Here is a 19,423-nt window from a genome sequence, read left to right on the forward strand (position 1 = left end):
AGAGCTAAAAGACATTGATGGTGATACAAGGGTACAAGTGGAGAAGAATGCTGATGAAGATAAGATTCGTTTTGAGATGGGGGGCGAAGAGCATTTTGTGATGGACGGTCCACGTCTTGAAGTATTGAACACATCGGTTTATATAGGGCAAGGTGCCGGTAGATTTGATGATGTTAGCTTGAAGAATTCTGAAAACACCTTGGTGGGATATGCTGCGGGTGAGAATATGCGTGGAGGATTTATAAATACATATATTGGTTCTAAATCTGGAAGAAAAAACACCAGTGGAAGTCAGAATGCCGCTCTAGGTAAAGGTACCTTGGGGGAATTGACTAGAGGAGGTAGAAATACTGCTATAGGGGATGAAGCTGGAAAATTTGTTGACAACGGGGGGAGCGGGATAAATCTTATCCCTAATACTACAGCTAATAGTTCTGTATATATTGGAGCCCAAACACGTACTGCAAAAGATGGCTCTGAGTATGAAATAGTAATTGGAACTGATGCAATTGGCCTGGGAAATAATTCTGTTGTGCTGGGAAATGACAATGTGGAGACCACTGCACTCAAAGGCCAGGTAGGTATTGGAACCACAGCTCCTGACGATGCCTTGGATGTTGTTGGCAGTGTTCATATCAATGGAGCCCTTAAAGATAGCAATGGCCTTCCTGGAGCAATGGGGGGATTGCTTTCCAGCACTACAACTGGGACCGATTGGGTTGACCTTGGTAGTGGATTAAAGTTGAATAATGGCGCACTTGAAGTAAACACTGGGAATGGAATAAGAGCGGGGTTTGGTAGACTTGAAGTAAACATTGGGAATGGATTAAGGTTTGATGCTTTTGGAGTACTTGAAGTTGTTAATACCAATATCAGACCATTGAAATATGTGAGCAATACTGGAGGTTCTCCTTTAACATATACCTTGAATGAAAATGACTATACGGTGATTTTGGCTGGCGAATTCTTTAATATTCAAATGCCAACCCCAAGTCTTGATAATCAAGGAAGAATTTATCGTATTGTAAACCTGTCAAATAGGCCTGAGAATTTTATTGGCTCTAATGTACAAGGGTTTAAATTATTAGAAGCTGTTAGAACTATACCAGCGAATAGTTCTCTTACAATTCAAGGTACTGGAAATAGTTGGCAGATTATAGATATAAATTAATTTGTTACTGGTATATTTTTATTCTTGGAGATGTGAGATTGCTACTAATAGAAATTGGAATTGCGACTACTTTAGAAAGAACTAGACGAAGAAAAATCAGAGATAAATAAGTTATTTCCTAATTGTCAAATATTCATTTGGTATGGTTTTACATGGGAAAGTGAAAGTTTATTTAAGATTGGCTTTCTAGTTTATCTTTTGGATATAATGGTCTAAGAATAAGCTTTCAGTTGTTACATCAAAGATGCCGATGGTTTCGTTGAACCCCTCTGTAAATAAGGGAAGAGCCTATTCTTATCGGATAAAAACTACAGAAATAAAGTAAAAAAAGTAGAAAAGGTACGAGAAAAATAAAGAAAGACAGTTGGCGTCATCTGTGATGTATTCATATTGCTATTGCTTTTGTGTGTTTGCATATATAGCGAGTTCGTTTAGAAGGGAAGTGTCCTTCGAGTCGAACGGTGGCGCCGCTGTCCCATCGCAAGAGGTGGCGCACGGCGCTCTCGCAAAGGCCCCTCCGTTCCCATTACGTGAGGGTTCACCTTAAGTAAGAAAAAAGAGAATGAAAGGTTTTTTGAGTAACCACAAAGAAATCTCCTTTAAAAGAGTTTAAAATTTATTGCCTCTTGGAATAATGATTGAAATAATGATAAAATAATAGAATTTTAATAGATGATGAAACATTTTATATTGGCAATATCCATGGTATTACCTTGTATACATATGATAGCCCAGACGACTTCAACGGGGATAAACACCTTGAATCCCGATGCTTCTTCTATCCTAGATGTAAGTGCCACGGACAAAGGAGTGCTTTTGCCCCGAGTGGCACTTACGGGAGAGACCGATACCTCTACCATTATTGCACCGGCAGAAGGTCTTACTGTGTTCGTTCCTGACGGCAGTGGCCTTTCAGAAGGATATTATTATTACAATGGAACTAGATGGGTAGGTTTATTGTCTGGAGAAGTAAGCACTGGGGATGGATTAAGGGTAAATGGCGGAGCACTTGAAGTAAACATTGGGGATGGATTAAGGTTTGATGCTGCTGGAGCACTTGAAGTTGGTAATATCAGACCATTGAAATTTGTGATCAATATCGGATCTTCTTCTGAAACATATACCTTGAATGAAAATGACTATACGGTGATTTTGTCTGGCAACTCCTTTAATATTGAGCTGCCAACCCCAAATACTGATAATCAAGGAAGAATTTATCATATTGTAAACCTGTCAAATAACCCTGCGAATTTTATTGGCTCTAATGTACGAGGGTTTACATTATCAGAAGTTCTGAGAACTATACCAGCGAATAGTTCTCTTACAATTCAAAGTACTGGAAATTGGTGGCAGATTATAGGTGACAGGCCGGTAAATCCCGGGAGAGGATTAGAGATTGCTCTTGGCGAACTTAAAGCAAGGATTGGGAGTGGATTAATCTTTGATGAGGAAAGAAGAATTGCTGTAAGTAACATCAAACCAATAAATAGTGTGGGAAGTAGGCTTGGTACTCCTGTGAGATTGACCTTAGATCATACGCATCATACGGTAGTTATTACCAACGAAGCTGCTGTCATTTTATTCCCAGAAGCAGCAGAACATGAAGGGAGAGTTTATCGCCTTGTAAACAAAACATCCACTCCTCGGGATATTGGCCCTAATTTGGCCGGTTTTGATGGAATACAAATTTCAACCATACCTAGGCATAGTTCCATGGAATTTCAAAGTGATGGAATTACATGGAAGAGAATAGATTAGTTTGTTACTAGTGTATTTTTATTCTTGGAAATGTGATATTGCTACTGATAGAAATTGGAATTGCGACTACTTTGCAACTAGACGAAGAAAAATCAGAGAAAATAAATAAGTGCTCTGAAGAAGTTTGTTAGTGGGGTAACCCTATAAAATGGGTTCTAACAATTGAGGTTGTCCTTTGGGCAACCTCTTTTTTTATTCAAAAATTTTAAAAGCTCCATCTTTGACTGAACTCCATACTCGTGGATGTTCAGGATTTTAAAAGAGAAGACAAAAGAAGCTCTTAAACGATAATTTACAGGGTTTATGGCTTGGGCGTAGATTTTATCACCTGTGCTGTAGATTGTTGCCTGAAGGTCAATTAGGTTAGGCTGCACAGTAGAGGAGGGGATTGAGAAACAAGAATTACCTTTCGAAGTACAAGTGGATGAGCTTTTCACAGATTTAGTTTTTTTGAGGGTTTATGTGAATGGGAACTATGAAAAAAGCAATATTGATAGATTGGAAATCATGATAAATGGTGAAAGGCGTTTGTTGGGTAAAGAGGATTTCTGGTGGACAGAATGGAATGATTTCATAATGTTTTAATATTCGGTGGGCAACTGAAAAGTATTTACGCAACATTTACCTTTCTTCAAATATTCTAAAAAATATAATTGCTAGTAGTACAGGTGCGTCCCTTATGATTAGAATCCAACAAAATCTGCATTAATACTAGATGTAAACCCTCCGAAGGAATTTTAATTCCCACAAATTGGGTTAAAAAATGTTAAAGTTTAGTAGGAAAACAAAAACTATGCATTTTTTAAAAACAAAAAACCCTCCGAATCTTGGAGGGCTTGATTTTACTGGCGGTCTGGACGGGATGCTACCCCTTATTTTTCATTTTACATCATTTTATATTATTTAATTGATTATCAAAGATTTATAAAAATATGAATTTGCTTTTTACATTAAAAAATATTACTTTTCGTTAAAATTGCAGCACGAATGCAGCACGCAAATGTATAATTACAACTTCTATATTTCAGAGTCTCCAAACAAAAATGGACAACATAGTATCAAATTAAGATACTATGAAAATCGTCATGCAAGAGTTCAAATCGATACGGGAATCGAAATACATCCCAGATTTTGGAACAAAGAGAAATCATTCCTTAAAAAATCCAAAGAAGTCGCTAGTGAGTTTGTCCAACTTTCACAAATGGATAGTTTAGCAGAACAGATAATAACTACGTATAAAAATCAAAATAGGCCATTATCTAAAAAACTGTTTAAGACCCAATTTGAAGATGGAGAGCCTTCCATCAATCAAACGCCAGTTCAGGACTTTTTTACAGAATTCGATAATTACTTGGAAGAAAAGAAAGGAAAAGTGGTCAAAGATGTTATCAAAGACTATAACTCCCTGAAAAAGCATTTGGAAGGTTTTCAAGAGTTTTCGGGTATCATCATCAACTTCAACGTATTTGACTATCAGTTTTACCAAGAATGGACAGATTACCTAGCTTATAAGGCACCGCTAAAAACTGGAGGCGTTGGTATGAAGAACAATACCATTGGGAAATTGGTGAAAAACCTCAAGGCATTTTTGAACGACCGTATGCGAAGAAATCGTATAAAACCTATCGACCTATCTGCATTTAAGGTCGTTCAAGAAGAAGTAGACCATATTTATCTTACTGATGAAGAAATTCAAGCAATTGCCATTGTTGATTGTGAAGAAGATAAGGAATTGGAGTTGGTAAAGGATTTTTTCATTATCGGTTGTTTGACTGGACTTCGATTTTCGGATATCAAACGGATACGTCCAGAATATTTAGATGACAATGGATTTTTAAATATTAGACAAAAGAAAACCTCTGGCCGAATAGTTGTGCCTCTTCGTAAGCAAGTGAGGGATATTTTAGAAAAGTATGATGGTTACTCTCCTGATGTTGATTCCTTTACTTTCAACAGGCGCATAAAGGAACTTGGGGATTCAGCAGAAATAAGGCAAAAAGTGGAAATTGAACACAAACGTGGAACTATCAAAGAGTCGCAACTTTTGGAAAAATATAAATTGATAAGTTCTCATACTTGTAGGCGTTCTTTCTGTACTAATGCTTATTTGAATGGCATTGACGTTCAACTTATCATGAAGATTTCAGGTCATAAAACTGAAAAGGCTTTTCGTCGTTATCTCAAGATCTCAAATTATGAAGCAGCTCAAAAATTGAAGGAGGCTTGGGGGTTGGATTGAATAAAATTATCATTAAGAGCGCAGGTCGCTATTTAACCTGATACTCGAAAGAATCTTTGAATTAATTGTATTCGATGAGTTTTTCGTTTATTAAAAGTATGTAACCCTTAAAATTTTTAAAGAAGTTATTCTTGGCGGTGCTTTCCAATGAGCGCTCTTCGTACTAGTTATGGGAGCACAATTGCTACATTGGACTTGCAACAAAAAAGTGGAAATGCAAAAAACCAATTCAGCCATGAACTGGTATAATTAGATGTCGTTTTTTGAAGAAGAAGTGCTTTGCCCACATCAAGTTTCTCGTTTGTAAAAGAAAAAACCTACCGCAGTAGTTACCAATGTCAAAAGAAAATTTAATAACACTTTCAATGAATCAAGTCGTTCAATTACCGTACTTTCTAGTTTTGGAACCGCACCTAAATAATTATATAATTCAGGAACGATTTGCACCAACGCGGTAAGGGAATAAACAATAAAAATTATCGTGAGATATACTAGGGAAAAATAATAGGAAACCCTAAAGAAAAAGCGATCTACCTTTCTGTTTAAGGCTGTGTTTCCGGCATGTATGTCAAAAGCGATGATGGTCACGATAAGAGTTAAAGTTGGGCCCAAATAGTTTATCAACCATGGATAGGTAGAAGTAACCTCTTCTGATTTTTCACTGCTTAGAAAAAAAGCAATTATACCACATGTTATTATCAGTGCTGAAGCAATAAACCAAAGTCTTGCTAATTTTCTTTTTGCATTTTCAAATGGAATCTTCATTTCAATGAATTTTGATTTAACGAATTATGTAAACCTCCATTGTTGTGCAATGGATGCGCCGGTAACACAATTAGTAAGCAGCATGGTTTTTTGAATGATTTCGGTATTGACAATTTATAAAGAATCCTCAGTAAAATTCGATGGATAAACCATCAATGTAATATTTACATTTTTTTTAACTTCTACCAAGTTGATTAAAGCTTTTTACCAGATTATTCCATTTAAAAGAAGCATGTCCTACTCCTATTCGGGACAACTTTCATGGAAGCATAGGATAAAGGTTAATTGTGTATCTACACATAAAATAAATTCTACATGATGAAAAATATCAAAACCTTCTTTGAGCGTGCTATGCATTATAAAATCATTGTTTCGAATAAGTTGGACAAAACCAAGGAAATGCTAGAATTAGCAGATAATCTTTGGGAAAAGGCCACAAGAGAAGATTTTAAATTTAAGTCCTGCATCAAAGATGGTGTCATAAATCCCGACCGAATTTCGGAAGCATCCATTAAAGAAGTTGACCATTTGGGTGAAATTCAGGAAAGACCTGTTGTGGATTTGGTTCAGCAAGGGGGAGGTATGTTCGGGATTGCTCTGCTAGGGTACACATATATTATGGAAAAAGCCGGGATACGGTTTCATAGTTATGGAGGCACGAGTGCCGGTGCCATCAATGCTGCATTTTTGGCTGCAATTCCAAACGAGGTTTATCAAAAACCTTCTATTTTTTTTGAAAATGGAAAGAGACAAACGACAAAGTCAGAATTATTGACCCATATCATTGCCAATATGGACTTTAAATCTTTTATGGATAGAAAGGGAGTGGTGGGGTATTTTCAAGAACTTCTTTTTAAAAACATCAAATCATGGAAGCTTTGGTTTCCGTTACTACTTTTATCACTCATGTTCCTTGCTGGTCTATATTTTAGCCTTAGCCTTGTTTTCAATATAGAAAATGGATTGACCGGTATGGAAATCAGGTTCTTTGACTTTATAATAGGAACGTTGAACGTCTTTGCATTTTTGTTGTTCTGTTACTTTATAATATTAAAGATTCTTGGGCCCAACTATGGAATCAATACCGGCAATATTTATTATCGATGGGCAGATACACTGATGCATCTTTTGGGAGTTGATACTACGGAAGACCTTCACAGAAGACTCAAACAGACCAAAATAATTTCAGATAAGAACCTATCGAATCCAAGATTGGTACTTATAACGGCTAACCTCACCCATAATAAAGTGGTCAAATTGCCGGAGGAGGCAAGCTTTTATTGGGCAAACCCGATGAATCTTAGGCCTGCAGCCTATCTAAGGGCAACCATGTCATTGCCCTTTATCTTTCATGTACTTGTTCCTAAAGGAGAACATTATGATAAGATAGAGGAAACGAATAGGATAATTACCATGGCAAAGTTTGTGGATGGTGGCATGTTGTCGAATTTTCCAATCAGGGAATTTCATAGAACCGATGGCGAACCGCCAAGTTTCCCAACTTTTGGGGTATTACTATCGAGTCGTGAATCTGTCGAAAATTCCAGGAATAAGCAAACATTTTGGAGATATGTGGCATCTTATCTTAAGACCTTCAGAAACTTTTATGATAATGATTTTCTGTTAAGAAATGAAGAAACCAAATATTTGGTTGAACTTGTCAATACAACTGAGTTTAATTGGTTGGATTTTTGGATGGAAGACGAAGAAAAAAAAGGATTGTTCGAAGAAGGGGCCAAAGCGGCAATAGCCCAGTTAAAAAAATTCAATTGGAATGATTATAAACAGGAACGGTTGAATGAGGAACAAAAGATCCAATTCAAATAAACATGGATAAGATTAGCCGTTACAATGTACAATGGTGGATGTTTTTAATTGGTGTACTGATTTGCGCGCTCATATTTTATAGCATTGATGCAGTTCATGTTGGGAACCTGCTTGAAATCGAATTTTCAAAAGATTATCAAATATTTAGGGATTTGACAATCCGCCACAAAAAAAATGTGTTGATCAATAACCATTGGTTCGATTTTGTCTTTATTATCATATATTCACTGTTGTTTGTTTCTTCTTATAAGCTTGCAGTTTTTGAGATGCAGGTTAAACCAACCAAATGGGGGATATTATTGTGTACTTTGCCTGGTATTTTTGATTGCTTGGAAAACATAATCTTTTTAAGGTTAATCAATGAAGAATGCCGAGCCTATTTTTATGACTATAAAAGCTTTGTGCGTATTAAATGGGCACTTTCCATTTTCTTTATCCAAATAGTGATGGCTATTTTACTTTTTCAGATACTCTATCATCTTTCAAAAAAAAGTAAGAAGGGCACGTTTAAAACCTTTTTCCTTGGCTTTTTCCAGCAAATATTTGTCATCCTTGGCTTCAAAAAGATATTTTAACTTTCTTTTTCGCCGTTCTATGGTTGGCATTGATAATGGAATTAGTTTGGGTAGATTTTTCATTCTTTCGCCCAATGAAAGATGATAAAGGATTTTCTTATCAAAGACATCTATTTCTACAGTATTTGATACTTGTTTTCGAACAAGATTGCTGACAATCTCACAGTAATAACAATCATCGGCCATAATCGTTATCAGTGCCTCTTGTAACTTTTTGGGTGTTAATTTGCTTTTGACCATGAATCCATTGGGGTTAATGCTTTTTAAAATACTGCCTATCCTATAATTGTCGTTCAGCATAGTAAGGACAAGTATCTTAATACTTGGAAACTCTTTTCTTATCATTATTCCTAAATCTTCACCATCCAAAAATCGCTTATCTAGTGATGGGGGAAGATTGATATCCAATAGCATAATATCATAAGGAACATTATTTGAAGATTTAATTTTTAAATAAGCTTCATCAGAACTATGAACGCCGTCTATGTATTTAATATTTAAGTTCTCGACATTTGTTAATGTTGTTTCATATCCTTTCAAGGTCATGGGGTGGTCGTCAACCATTAAAATCTTCAATTCTCGTGTCATAAAATCAATTTTGAGGTTTAAGTTAATTTTAGTGTTGATTGAAAAAATTGATTTTAGGGGGAGTTGTTTGACTATCTAAATAAGTGAATATTCAAGCGTTCGATAATTAATTTGTTGTTAAAAAAAAGAAGTTATCAAAGAATGATGGATTTTCCGTCAGTTAGATAATTGAAGGTTGAAGAGGTATAACTTATAATGCTAAAATGGTTATAAACAAAACAAACGGATGATGGTTATAATTTCATATAATCGTTAGTTATTTCATCCATTGCTTTCTGTAGAGGTTTGAAAGCAAGACCTTGGGTTTTGTAACGGTTTATGTTTTTTAAAAAATCTTTGTTCAATACCACATTTTTATCATCAACCTTAGTTATGATGCCGTGATTTTGTAAAGAACTCTTGATGGTTTCCAGTGAAATATTGGACTTATATCTACTTTTGAGACTTTTTGGAGTGATTTTATCTGTAATGTGTTTTGAAGAACCTGTATAAAAACATTCAAAAAAAGATGACAGTGCAAGCTCGATTCGCTCCTCAATGTTTTCTAACAGACCTAATATTGTATAAATAGAGTTGTCTCCATCAATATCTGAATCAAAGTTTGATTTGTCGGCAGAGATTTTATTGTAATTCAATTGATTTGAAAAAACTTTGTTGATTTCACAACTATCGTCAAAGAAGGTGCCATCATTGAATTTGCACTGGAAAAAGGAGGGATAGTTCTCAATTTTTGAATGAGTCAAGATAAGATCTGAAAAATCAATCAGAATACCACTGTTTTCAGGAATATCCACTAAAAAAAGGTTTTCAATTATTCCGTCATCATTGGCAAATAGATCCTTTATCAGCAATGCATTGTTTGTGGTAGATGTTCCATAAAAGATTACAAAAAGATTGCTTATGGCCTTTTCCTTGATGTGCAACGGTAAAGAAATATTTTTATTAATATCACCGATTAGTTTTCTGCCAAAATTTAATTGCCTGCCATAATCATTATTCGAATCAGAAAGTTTTTGAACAATATTTTTAAAAGTGACCGAATTATAACTGCCCCTTATTGCAAGAGCTTTGATAAAGCTATCCTTGATTGCAAAATAATCAGGTGTAGTAACAAGTTTATATATACCAATGGATTCAAAATGTGTTTTCAAAAAAGAAAACCTGAATTTGCATGCCGAGTTCTCATTGTAAAGAAAGGGATGATCTTTGATTGTATCTACACATCTGTCAATACGATCCTTGATACCAATATTCTTGAATATGTTCTTTATATCCTCCAAATCAATACTTCCCTTTTGGGCCACGGCCAAATTGACCATAAATTTTACTTGATCATCCACTTTTAAAGAAAAACCATATTTTCTTTTCTTTAAGATTTCCCTTTTACATACATTAAAAATTATAAGATCTGTAACGTCGTTGTTTATAAGCAATTTGGAAACAAATTTGAATTTGTCTATTTCAAAATCTTTTCCATCTTCTAGATTTTCTATATCCTGTACGTAAGAACTGATTGACTCCAATACGAATGGAGGATATACATAACCCGTGTTGTTTGTATGCTCCCTTACATACTGTTCCAATAATTTGATCGAAAGGTTTATCTTTTTTGTTTCATTGGGCATTTTTTTCGAAAAATAATCCCTGGCCAATTGCTTATTAAAGGGTAATAGTTCATAAAACTCTATAGAGTTCAGGTTCTTTTCCTCGTAATACTTTTTTAGATCATCAATGTAACTGTCCCTACAATTGACCAATATTTTTCCCTTACCCAAATTTTCGTTGACCCTTGATATTTTTTCCAAAAAACGATTAAGATTAAAGCTCTCAATAGTTGAGATTACTTCGTCAATGCCATCAAAAATGATGATAATATTACCGGCGTGCAGATTAATATTAAAAATCTCTTCTTCTATGGCATTATTACCGGTACATGCTTCATAAACTTTGTATAGATCGTATTGACCATCATCAAAACCTACTTTTTCAAAAGCGTTGATAAAAGTTTGGGGATCTATAAAAATGACAATATACCTTTTGTGTTTATGAACAATTTCGTTGCATACCTTTTCACACAAAGTGGTTTTGCCCATACCCCCAGCTCCTCCAAGCACCGCTATTGTGGATTCGGTGTTTTCAATGATCCAGTACATAATATCATTGAGTCCAATCCTACGATTGTTTTTCAATATTATAGGATTGATAAAAGATTCATCTTCAAAGTTTTGGGGCTTATGAACTTTTTGGAGCAACTTATCAAATAAATACTCATCTATATAATGTACCCGATTGATGCTGAGGTCACTTTTAAAATTATCTATGCGCTTTCGAGTTTTGAGTTCGTCTTTGGGCAATAAAATGGTAAAAGGCTTTTTGCCAAGGTCATAATTCTGTTGAAAATGCCCGATGACTTTGGTGCGATTGTATCCCTTATCAACTATAAGATAATTGATTTCATTTTCAGGATATTCATCCATAGTGAACTTATAAAAATTGTATTTAAGTTCCTTATACGGTGTTTCCTCTACTAATTTGAAATCTGAATGGTACTTAATAAGTCCGTATTTATATTTTTCTATTTCAAATGGGAAACCATTTTTTTCTTTGGTAATATCCTCTATTAAATGGTCAATATTTATGTTCTCAACATCTATGCTTTGATACGATATAAATTGTGGAAGTTTTATAAACGATTCATTCTCAAGGAAAAAATCAAAGGTGAAAGCCTGTATGGGGCTATCATTCCTAATGGCATACTCTAAAATGGCACACTCAAGTACTTTTGGGCTCTTCTCCCTTAGATTGGACATTATATATTCATTGGATATAATGGCCATAAAATAATCGGTGCCCTCTATTTGCTGTGGATTTGTTGCATACACTAGCCTACCATTGTGCTTTACATTTTGTCTTTCAACTGATTCCACTAAATGATATGAGCATGTTCTTATGACAATAGGCCTATTCAGTAGTTTCAGGATTAATTTTAATACGTTGTCCAAATCATTTTCCCCAAAAGAAATGCCTAAAGATGCTAACCTGTTATTGTTAATATGGTCAATACTGCCTATAGCTTGATCAAGGCATATATCAATTGCCTTGATTTTGTCGTAGTCATCATCAAAAACCAATTGGCCATATATATCTGTATGGTCCAGCAAATGTTTTTCCAAATCTAAAGAAGGAATGTTTTTTGCATTTTTTAGAATCTTTGTTTTAGACGTTTGCGTCAGTTTTCTCTTCCCTTTTAAAAAAATGAAAATGAGAGTGTCAAACTGATCATGAAGTTTATTTTCTTCTATTTTTTTTAACGTTGCAGTAATTTTTTCTACGCTAAACGTGCTGGTCACTTGTACAAAAACTCTGTCCTCATGGTCCACCCCATCTACAGCAACAAAGTTTCGCTTAAAAAGATTGGCATTTTTAAGATTGTATCCATAAAGGTTATTTAAAATTTTTAGATAGGTATTTTCTAGGTGAATATTTAAACTAAGGTCGTTGATTGAATTTTCTATCAACAACTTTTCTTTGATTATCCCAAACTTGGTGGAGATGTTGTCCAAAAGAACTTTTTTGCTTTTCATAGGTATGTATTTTAGAAGAAGCTTGCCAACCTGATAACTTACAAGAATAATACTATTTGTGAACATCTGATAAGGGATAACCCGTCAAGTTTTGATGGATTATCCATCATATGAAGATTCCTTTTCCATCAAATAGACGAACGGTCTAAAAATTTAACAAAGCCTGTAAAATAGTTGGGGAGTTCCATTGTTTTTAGCAATGAATCAAAAAATTATCTTCATGAAAAAACTCAGAAACATTTTCTTTTTAACCGTAGCCCTTATTTTCGGAAGTATGTTCCAATCATGTAGTTCCGATGATTCGGATGCTGGGGTTTCGGATACTTATATCCGATTTACCATAGCTGGTACAGATTATGATTTTAAAGATATTATTACAGCGGAATCACTTTCCATCACCCTTAATGGAAACAATGGGGAAGGGATTACCAATGTTGGCGATACCCAGATAAGTTTGTTTTTGCCTTTGGATATTGTTGTTGGAAACCATACTATTGAAGGCGGAGCCCTTGATGGGGATTATAAAATATCCTTTACATCCGAATCGTTGGGATTCGATTTTGATTTTGCTGAAAGCGGAACCATCAATGTGGCAGCAGTTACGGCTGATTATATTGAAGGTACATTTACGGCCACGATTACCTCGGCCGATGATGAAACGATAACGTTGTCCAATGGAACGTTTAGGGCAATGACCATATAAATTGATATCATACTTTACAGGCCAGGGCCGTCCATATTGTAGTGTGGACGGTTTTTTTATTCATTGTAACTATTGTCCATAACAAGATTGTCGGCTATTGATGGCTATTCCATCATTTCAATTTTAAATTCATGTTAAAAATCAAAAACCATCAACATTCGATGGAAAAGCCATCGGGGGCACGTTGAATCATATCCTAATTTTATTTGCAGGAAAAGTACTCAACAATGTCAAAATCATTAAGACCAGAATCATATTTTTTTAGCGAGTCAACTGTTGTCCAGACGCCCGGTCAGGTATTTGGACCAGTTGTAGGAAATGAATCTACACAATATAGGACAACAGCAAAATTCACTACGGCTTCAGATATTAAAGCCTATGCTATATGCGCAGGACAAGTGTTTTTACAGCCGCATACCGATACAACTAAGGTAAATCTTGTCCTTAGGCCTTATCGACAACCAATTAATGGATTGGCTATTAAGTATTTTGTGTACAGGGGGCTTAAAAAAACGGATTTTATCCCGTCAGGAGATACAAATTTGGTTTCACATAGTCAAGTTGGCACAGCGACCTCATTTATACAATTATTATGGAGTCAATTAAAAACCTTTAACGACTGGACAGATGCCGAAGCTGATGCGGAAACGTTCTTGGCCAAATGGATTGGTTACGACCCGGTGAACCAAGCCGCCAATACATTGATCGATGACTACTTTTTTGCGGCCGATGCCTATGGCGACGAAAATAACGAAACCATAAAGTCTTTTGAATTTCCCATGGTGCCCCGAGGTACACATTTGGGAAATTTTACGGGAGATTACGGGCTGGATATTGTGTTAAGCGATGGAGATTACAAATCACTTACCTCAAGCACCGGTTTCCAATTTGATCTGGCCTATGCCCGTACTGCTGAAAATATTTTGGATACCACCCAATTGCCCACGGGCTATATAGAAAAACAATATCGGGAGGCCATAACCCATTTTATGGATCCTGCAGCCTTTTGGGGTTTGCATTATGAAAATGGAACGATTTGGGTCAATGAAAGCGGTACTGCCGTAAAGAAAAACGGGCAAGCTATATATGATGATGTCGTGGCCAATTTTGCCACCAAAAATACGGTGTACCTACATCTACAGGGCATTTGGGGCGGTCGTACAACTATTACGGGGCATATGAGGGGCAATTGGGCAGTGCCGATGTTATAAAACAAGGAGTGGCCACCGATACAACTACGCCAGCTCCCTATAAAACACATGCATGGCCATTATTGATATGGGATACTGAACAGGCACATGCCAATACTACCAATAGTCTCTTTTTGCAATTGGTGTTCAATGCGACAAGTACTGTAATGTTGTATGGGCAATTGGGTCAACTTTCGACAAGTGCTGAAAACAATTTTTTGTTGGCTGCACAATTGATCCCGGAAACCACAGTGGCACAAAATGGCAGTACAGTGCAAGAAGATTATTGCAACCCTCTAGAGGTTATTGTACCTGCGGTGGACAGTGGGGCCAATAAGGCCAATGTGGCAGGTTATGTGCACTTGGTCTATCAGGGTGTGAATTTAATGGCCAGTGAGGATGTGGGCGGCACTTTGGTAGAACGCCCGGTTAAACCCTTGGATACGCTTTTTGGCCCCGTCAACATAGAACAACGCTTGGCCAGTGCCGGTACCGATGTTATTGCATGGAGCTATAGCAATACGCAACATTTAGTGCATGTTGATGAAAATACATTGGCCTTGCAGACCAAAATGGTGGCCGACAAATTGGCTTACGAGAATGTGAACAATCTTCAAATACAGGATAGGGTGGTCTATGAAGCACAATTGGTGGAGGGTGTTGGTGAAGGAGTATTGAATAGAAGCAGCGCCATAACCTTTTTGCCCAATGCTGGTAATGTTCCATTTGAAAGCAATGTGAACAATTTTTATTTGCCTGACCTGCCCTATTATTTGACCACGGAGAACTTTACCGATGGTGCCGTTTCAATAGCTGGCCTTACATTTAACCACCAAGAAGGAGAACCGATCCATAAATTGTATTTAGGGATTACAAAGGCCCAACAAGATATGCTAGTTGCAGAAGTGACGGGAAATGCCTTAAAAGTAGCGGTACTATTTTTTATTCCCTTGGCCTCCAATGGTCGTTTTGTTTCTCAAGAAGGAAGGGAATATAATAAATACAATTTAGTGGTATTCGGAGAAGACAATACCGGAGATTTGGGATTATATCACCCCAGTACCAATGCCACAATCTATACCCTCGATAACCACTGTTTTTATTCAAGGGAATATATAGAGGAAATGCCAACATTGACGGCCTCTGATTATGCATTGGAGAATATAATTGAAGAAAACGAAATCATATAATGGAAGATATAGGTATCATATTGATCAACGGCGGAACTGTCCCAGGCTCTCTCAGTTATCAAGCATTTAAATTGACTGATGAGATGGAGGTTATAAAGTGGGACAATAGAGGCATTGTTCTAGAGTTGAAACATTCCAAGTATGGGAACACGGTCTTTAAGGCCATAAAAAATGTTGAGACCCAAGAGTTCGTAGGGTATGCTGATAGTACGGTACATTTAGCCAGTAGAAGAAATAAAGTGGCCACACCTTCCAGTGCATTGCTCCCATTATCGGATAATGGGCTTTTTATCCCTGCAGCTTCGGGAACCGATAAGATATTAGGTACATATAAAAGGATTTCTGCTACCCAAATTTGTCAGCGTAAGGTCACCTGGCCTTATATAGGTAGCACCACCCCTCCTTTTTCGGTGCCTCTTATAGAAGATGACCAAGGCAATGTCAATTTGCCGCCCGAAGCGGAAGAAATCATTGAGGCGAGTGATTGTGAGGCTTTCTCTGCAACCGGTACTAATTTTTATGGTGCCTATAAAGATAGTGGAATAGATCAAGTAGTATTAAGTGAAATTTCGGATCTAATTACGCAATTGGATGATGATGACTCCGATATCAAACAGGCCATGATTGGGTTGGGTTCGTTTCCCTTGATGGTATATCCTCAACAGCAGACCACTTGGAGTTCTGAAACGGAGCCCTATAATAGTTGGGGCGATGCGCAGTTTAAGGCCTACCGCGATTTTATAAAAGCCTATATCAGAAATTTTAAAGAGAACAAAGAGAAGATACAAAGTGGCGGTACGGCGGAGAAAATGTGCCAAGTGGCCCGTGCCCTGGATATAGAGGCCCTAAAAGTATTGTCTACAGAAGAAAAACTACTTATGTTGGAACCTCTGGCTCTACAGCCCATTGAGCAATTTTGGTTTGGAAAAGAGGGTTTTAATGAAGAGTTTTTGGTCATAAAAATTGTCAGTGCTTTTGATTTGAATAATCCCTCTCCAGCTAATGTAGATGAGATTACCAAATTTTTGGATGGCTTAAAAAAGAGATTCCAAAATGGAGAATCCAATAAAAACTATATATCACTGTTTGAACTTTTGTATAATCGAGTAGATGATGCAATTTTACTAATTGGAGGTGAAGACAATAGAAAAAAGCTGGTTTTTGCTCTTTATGCTCTTTGGGTAAATAGCAACTATAATCCATACCGTAATGGAGCATATGATGAAAATGTTATATTGAAATGGGGTACAGAGGTCGCCTCTGGAGGTTTCGGTAGACCTTACAGCATAGCCGACAGACCTGCCTTATTAAACTATCAATCAGTAAAGTCGGGAGGTATATTCTACGAAAATTTCACTTTTCTATTTAGTGATGGGGGAGATGGCATTTATTGGATCGAAGACCTTACTGCCATAGGTGATTTTGGACCTGTCTATGCCGATAGAAAATCCACTACATACGACTTCTTTCAACCCATATCTTTACTTAGCACAAAGCAAGATACTGCTGTGCAACTTCCGCCTGATAATAATTATATACCTCCTTTTTTTCTAAAGTATGTAGACGATAAAGGGGATGAAGAAGATTTTCATACCCAGATTGGCTTTATGTTGGATGCAGCCTCTATAATCTCCGGTATTGGTGCCATCGCTGGACTTAGGCATTTGCGCACCTTATCACAACTGGGGCAATTGGCCCTGGGCATTTTAGAACTTTCTTCAGGAGCCATAAGTTTTTATCTAAACTATACCGATAACAATTGTGATGGGGATGTTGATTTTTGTGATAAACTTAAAAGCGTATTGTTCTGGATAGAGGTAGCTTCATTATCCGGTGATTTTTTGGCCACCCAAATGGCTGGTCGTTCCGCCAGTGATATTGTACCGGATGGCAAACCTACCAATTTTGATGCCGGCCCATGGGATGAACTGGTCAACTTGGCGGATATAAACAAACTATATGATAATTTTATCGTTGATTTGAACAACAGAAACCTGACTGATGTAGTAAATAAATTAAATGGTTTTACCGAGGCTAAAAAGCATGATTTTTATTTTGATTTCAAAGATGCTTCTGATGAGGTGTTTCAAGAATTGGTTGGGCCGCCAGATTTAATTGATGAATGGGAAGAGATTAGCGAACTGATTGAAGTTAGACAAAGTGTTGATTTTCTTTCCCAACATAGAAGAATCAGAATTTCACAACCGTTTCAAAATCATTTATATAAAGGAGATTTAAATCCTAATCTAACTGTTGATGTTTCTTCCTTGTCTCCAAGTAAAACGTTTGCGGCTAACGGATTTCCAAATATAAAAAAACATAGAGCCACTGGATTGCACTCTTTGCATCCTCCAATTCCTTCAGATATAGAACTTGTTAGTATATTAGAAGGACCTAATGCCAATGGATATTATCTTGCTAAGTATCGGAAAAAACCGGGGAATGGTTGGCAAAATCCAATTAATAATAGCGAATACACTAACCCGAAAGTGTCAACTTTTTTTCCTGACACATGGAGCCAACAAAAAATTAATGAAGAAGTAGCTTTGGCATTAAGTAAAAGTGAGGGTGGAGGACAATTGCTGAACAGTGGAAGTATTAGATTGGAATTGGAATTGACAGATGGTACAAATTTGATTGTACTGACTAAATCAAATGGTGATTTAATCACAGCCTATCCAGAGGTAATTTTTTAAATTTAAAAAACAAATCACGTAATGAACGAACAAGTCATTAGCTTAATGAATATACATGAAGTTTCTTTTGTCGAAAAATTAAATCCAGATACGGGGAAAACAAGAAAAACCTGTATTGGCGGGGCATTCGCAAACTTTCTTGATGACACCATAAATGTTGCTCACCTGCAGGATATGCTCAATGATTTAGATAATTACATTCTAAATTCAGGCACAATTGATGATTTAAATGATATTCTTCAATCTCAAGATGCATTTTCTGCTTTTCTTGATCAAACTGAAGTGAAAATTTATGGAGATTTACCTAATGATGAAGATTTGATTCTTCAAACAATACCAATTCAAGATTTTAAAGTCTTATTGCAAGCATGGAGAGATTACTTGCAATCAATATAAGGGAGTTCTGTTTTTTAATAATCTTTTGTAATAGTTTAATTGACAATATTAGAACGGTACAAAGTAAATATATCTACCCCCGTCGGTGATAGGGCATTGATTACAGCTGAAAATATGTGGTTGGCACAATATATAAACGATCATTATAGTTTGAGCGAAGCAAATAGGTTATTACAAAGTGTTAATGAGGTGCTAACAGGAGTCGCATCATTGGGGGGAGGGGCAACACAAAGCTTACAACTTGCTAATATTGAACTTCCTGACACAAAAATTTATAAAGATGTAGATGATTATTTTGATGATGAAACCATAACTCCGGATTTTGTTCTGCCAACGGCAGATTTTAAGGTTATAGTGGAAGCTTGGAGGGATTATTTGCAACAATAATGGCTAAACACGAAGAATTTAATCTAAAATTTGTTAAAATACAACCCCCTATAGGGAGTATACGTTATAGTTGTACACAAGATATTCCGGATAGTTATGCCACACTTGTAGGTATTATCCCTCGGATAAGTGCAATTGAATGTGAAGCGTTGATTGAGGAAATAGAAAATGCAGAAAATGGAGCTTATTATGAGCAATATTTTTCATTGGATGCCTCTGCCGCTTCGGATGATGACGGTATAGAAATAAATCCGCCTAATGTTGTCTTCAATAGTGTTTTGTCCATTCCTTTTGCAGATGCCAAAATGTTAATTCAAGAATGGCTCGATTTTTTGAATACCTAACATGCAAAAA

Annotated in this window: 14 protein-coding genes and 1 pseudogene; 11 read left to right on the plus strand and 4 right to left on the minus strand. The window is 36.3% G+C overall.

All coding sequences use genetic code 11. The features are described from left to right. A pseudogene (locus E4661_RS19155) lies at positions 1-1,171 on the plus strand (hypothetical protein); the annotation flags it as partial. Between the two features lie 672 nt (positions 1,172-1,843). Further along, positions 1,844-2,929, plus strand: a complete 1,086-nt coding sequence (locus E4661_RS17310) for a hypothetical protein (protein ID WP_136468728.1) — start codon at positions 1,844-1,846, stop codon at positions 2,927-2,929. A gap of 155 nt (positions 2,930-3,084) precedes the next feature. Here the strand turns inward: E4661_RS17310 and E4661_RS17315 are convergent, their stop codons facing one another. Beyond that, complete coding sequence (locus E4661_RS17315; protein ID WP_136468729.1) at positions 3,085-3,366, minus strand: hypothetical protein; 282 nt, start codon at positions 3,364-3,366, stop codon at positions 3,085-3,087. A gap of 563 nt (positions 3,367-3,929) precedes the next feature. On the opposite strand from E4661_RS17315, the gene E4661_RS17320 reads away from it, so the two are divergent. After that, positions 3,930-5,168 (plus strand): site-specific integrase, encoded by a 1,239-nt coding sequence (locus E4661_RS17320; RefSeq protein ID WP_168796411.1) that lies wholly within the window; start codon positions 3,930-3,932, stop codon positions 5,166-5,168. A gap of 288 nt (positions 5,169-5,456) precedes the next feature. Here E4661_RS17320 and E4661_RS17325 read toward each other — a convergent pair whose 3' ends face one another. Then, positions 5,457-5,933 carry a hypothetical protein gene (locus E4661_RS17325; protein WP_136468731.1) on the minus strand — a complete coding sequence of 159 codons (477 nt, stop codon included), beginning with the start codon at positions 5,931-5,933 and terminating at the stop codon, positions 5,457-5,459. Positions 5,934-6,248: 315 nt separating this feature from the next. On the opposite strand from E4661_RS17325, the gene E4661_RS17330 reads away from it, so the two are divergent. Then, a complete protein-coding gene (locus E4661_RS17330) occupies positions 6,249-7,760 on the plus strand; it encodes a patatin-like phospholipase family protein (RefSeq protein ID WP_136468732.1) in 1,512 nt (503 codons plus the stop codon). A 482-nt stretch (positions 7,761-8,242) separates the two neighbouring features. On the opposite strand, the gene E4661_RS17335 is transcribed toward E4661_RS17330, so the two are convergent. Both E4661_RS17335 and E4661_RS17340 read right to left on the minus strand, forming a co-directional pair. Next, positions 8,243-8,923 carry a response regulator gene (locus E4661_RS17335; RefSeq protein ID WP_136468733.1) on the minus strand — a complete coding sequence of 227 codons (681 nt, stop codon included), beginning with the start codon at positions 8,921-8,923 and terminating at the stop codon, positions 8,243-8,245. Positions 8,924-9,156: 233 nt separating this feature from the next. Next, a complete protein-coding gene (locus E4661_RS17340) occupies positions 9,157-12,507 on the minus strand; it encodes an SMEK domain-containing protein (protein WP_168796413.1) in 3,351 nt (1,116 codons plus the stop codon). 220 nt (positions 12,508-12,727) lie between these two features. Here E4661_RS17340 and E4661_RS17345 point away from each other — a divergent pair, with 220 nt between their 5' ends. The 7 genes from E4661_RS17345 (at position 12,728) to E4661_RS17375 (ending at position 19,413) form a co-directional block, all read left to right on the plus strand. Next, entirely contained in the window at positions 12,728-13,210 is a 483-nt protein-coding gene (locus E4661_RS17345; protein ID WP_136468735.1) for a hypothetical protein, read from the plus strand. A 227-nt stretch (positions 13,211-13,437) separates the two neighbouring features. After that, on the plus strand, positions 13,438-14,421 hold the full coding sequence (locus E4661_RS17350; protein ID WP_136468736.1) for a hypothetical protein: 984 nt from the start codon (positions 13,438-13,440) through the stop codon (positions 14,419-14,421). Continuing rightward, positions 14,358-15,590: a hypothetical protein gene (locus tag E4661_RS17355; protein WP_136468737.1), complete on the plus strand. Its 1,233-nt coding sequence runs from the start codon at positions 14,358-14,360 to the stop codon at positions 15,588-15,590. Before E4661_RS17350 ends, E4661_RS17355 begins: the two co-directional genes overlap by 64 nt. Beyond that, positions 15,590-18,286 (plus strand): EndoU domain-containing protein, encoded by a 2,697-nt coding sequence (locus tag E4661_RS17360; protein WP_136468738.1) that lies wholly within the window; start codon positions 15,590-15,592, stop codon positions 18,284-18,286. The genes E4661_RS17355 and E4661_RS17360 overlap by 1 nt, the downstream gene beginning before the upstream one ends. A gap of 21 nt (positions 18,287-18,307) precedes the next feature. Further along, positions 18,308-18,682, plus strand: a complete 375-nt coding sequence (locus E4661_RS17365) for a hypothetical protein (RefSeq protein WP_136468739.1) — start codon at positions 18,308-18,310, stop codon at positions 18,680-18,682. Positions 18,683-18,721: 39 nt separating this feature from the next. Beyond that, positions 18,722-19,069, plus strand: a complete 348-nt coding sequence (locus E4661_RS17370; protein ID WP_136468740.1) for a hypothetical protein — start codon at positions 18,722-18,724, stop codon at positions 19,067-19,069. Further along, the gene (locus E4661_RS17375; RefSeq protein ID WP_136468741.1) at positions 19,069-19,413 is read left to right on the plus strand and encodes a hypothetical protein; all 345 of its coding nucleotides are present in this window, start codon (positions 19,069-19,071) and stop codon (positions 19,411-19,413) included. The genes E4661_RS17370 and E4661_RS17375 overlap by 1 nt, the downstream gene beginning before the upstream one ends. Positions 19,414-19,423 lie beyond the last annotated feature (10 nt).

This window comes from Flagellimonas onchidii, assembly GCF_004804315.1.
Classification (GTDB): Bacteria; Bacteroidota; Bacteroidia; order Flavobacteriales; family Flavobacteriaceae; genus Flagellimonas; species Flagellimonas onchidii.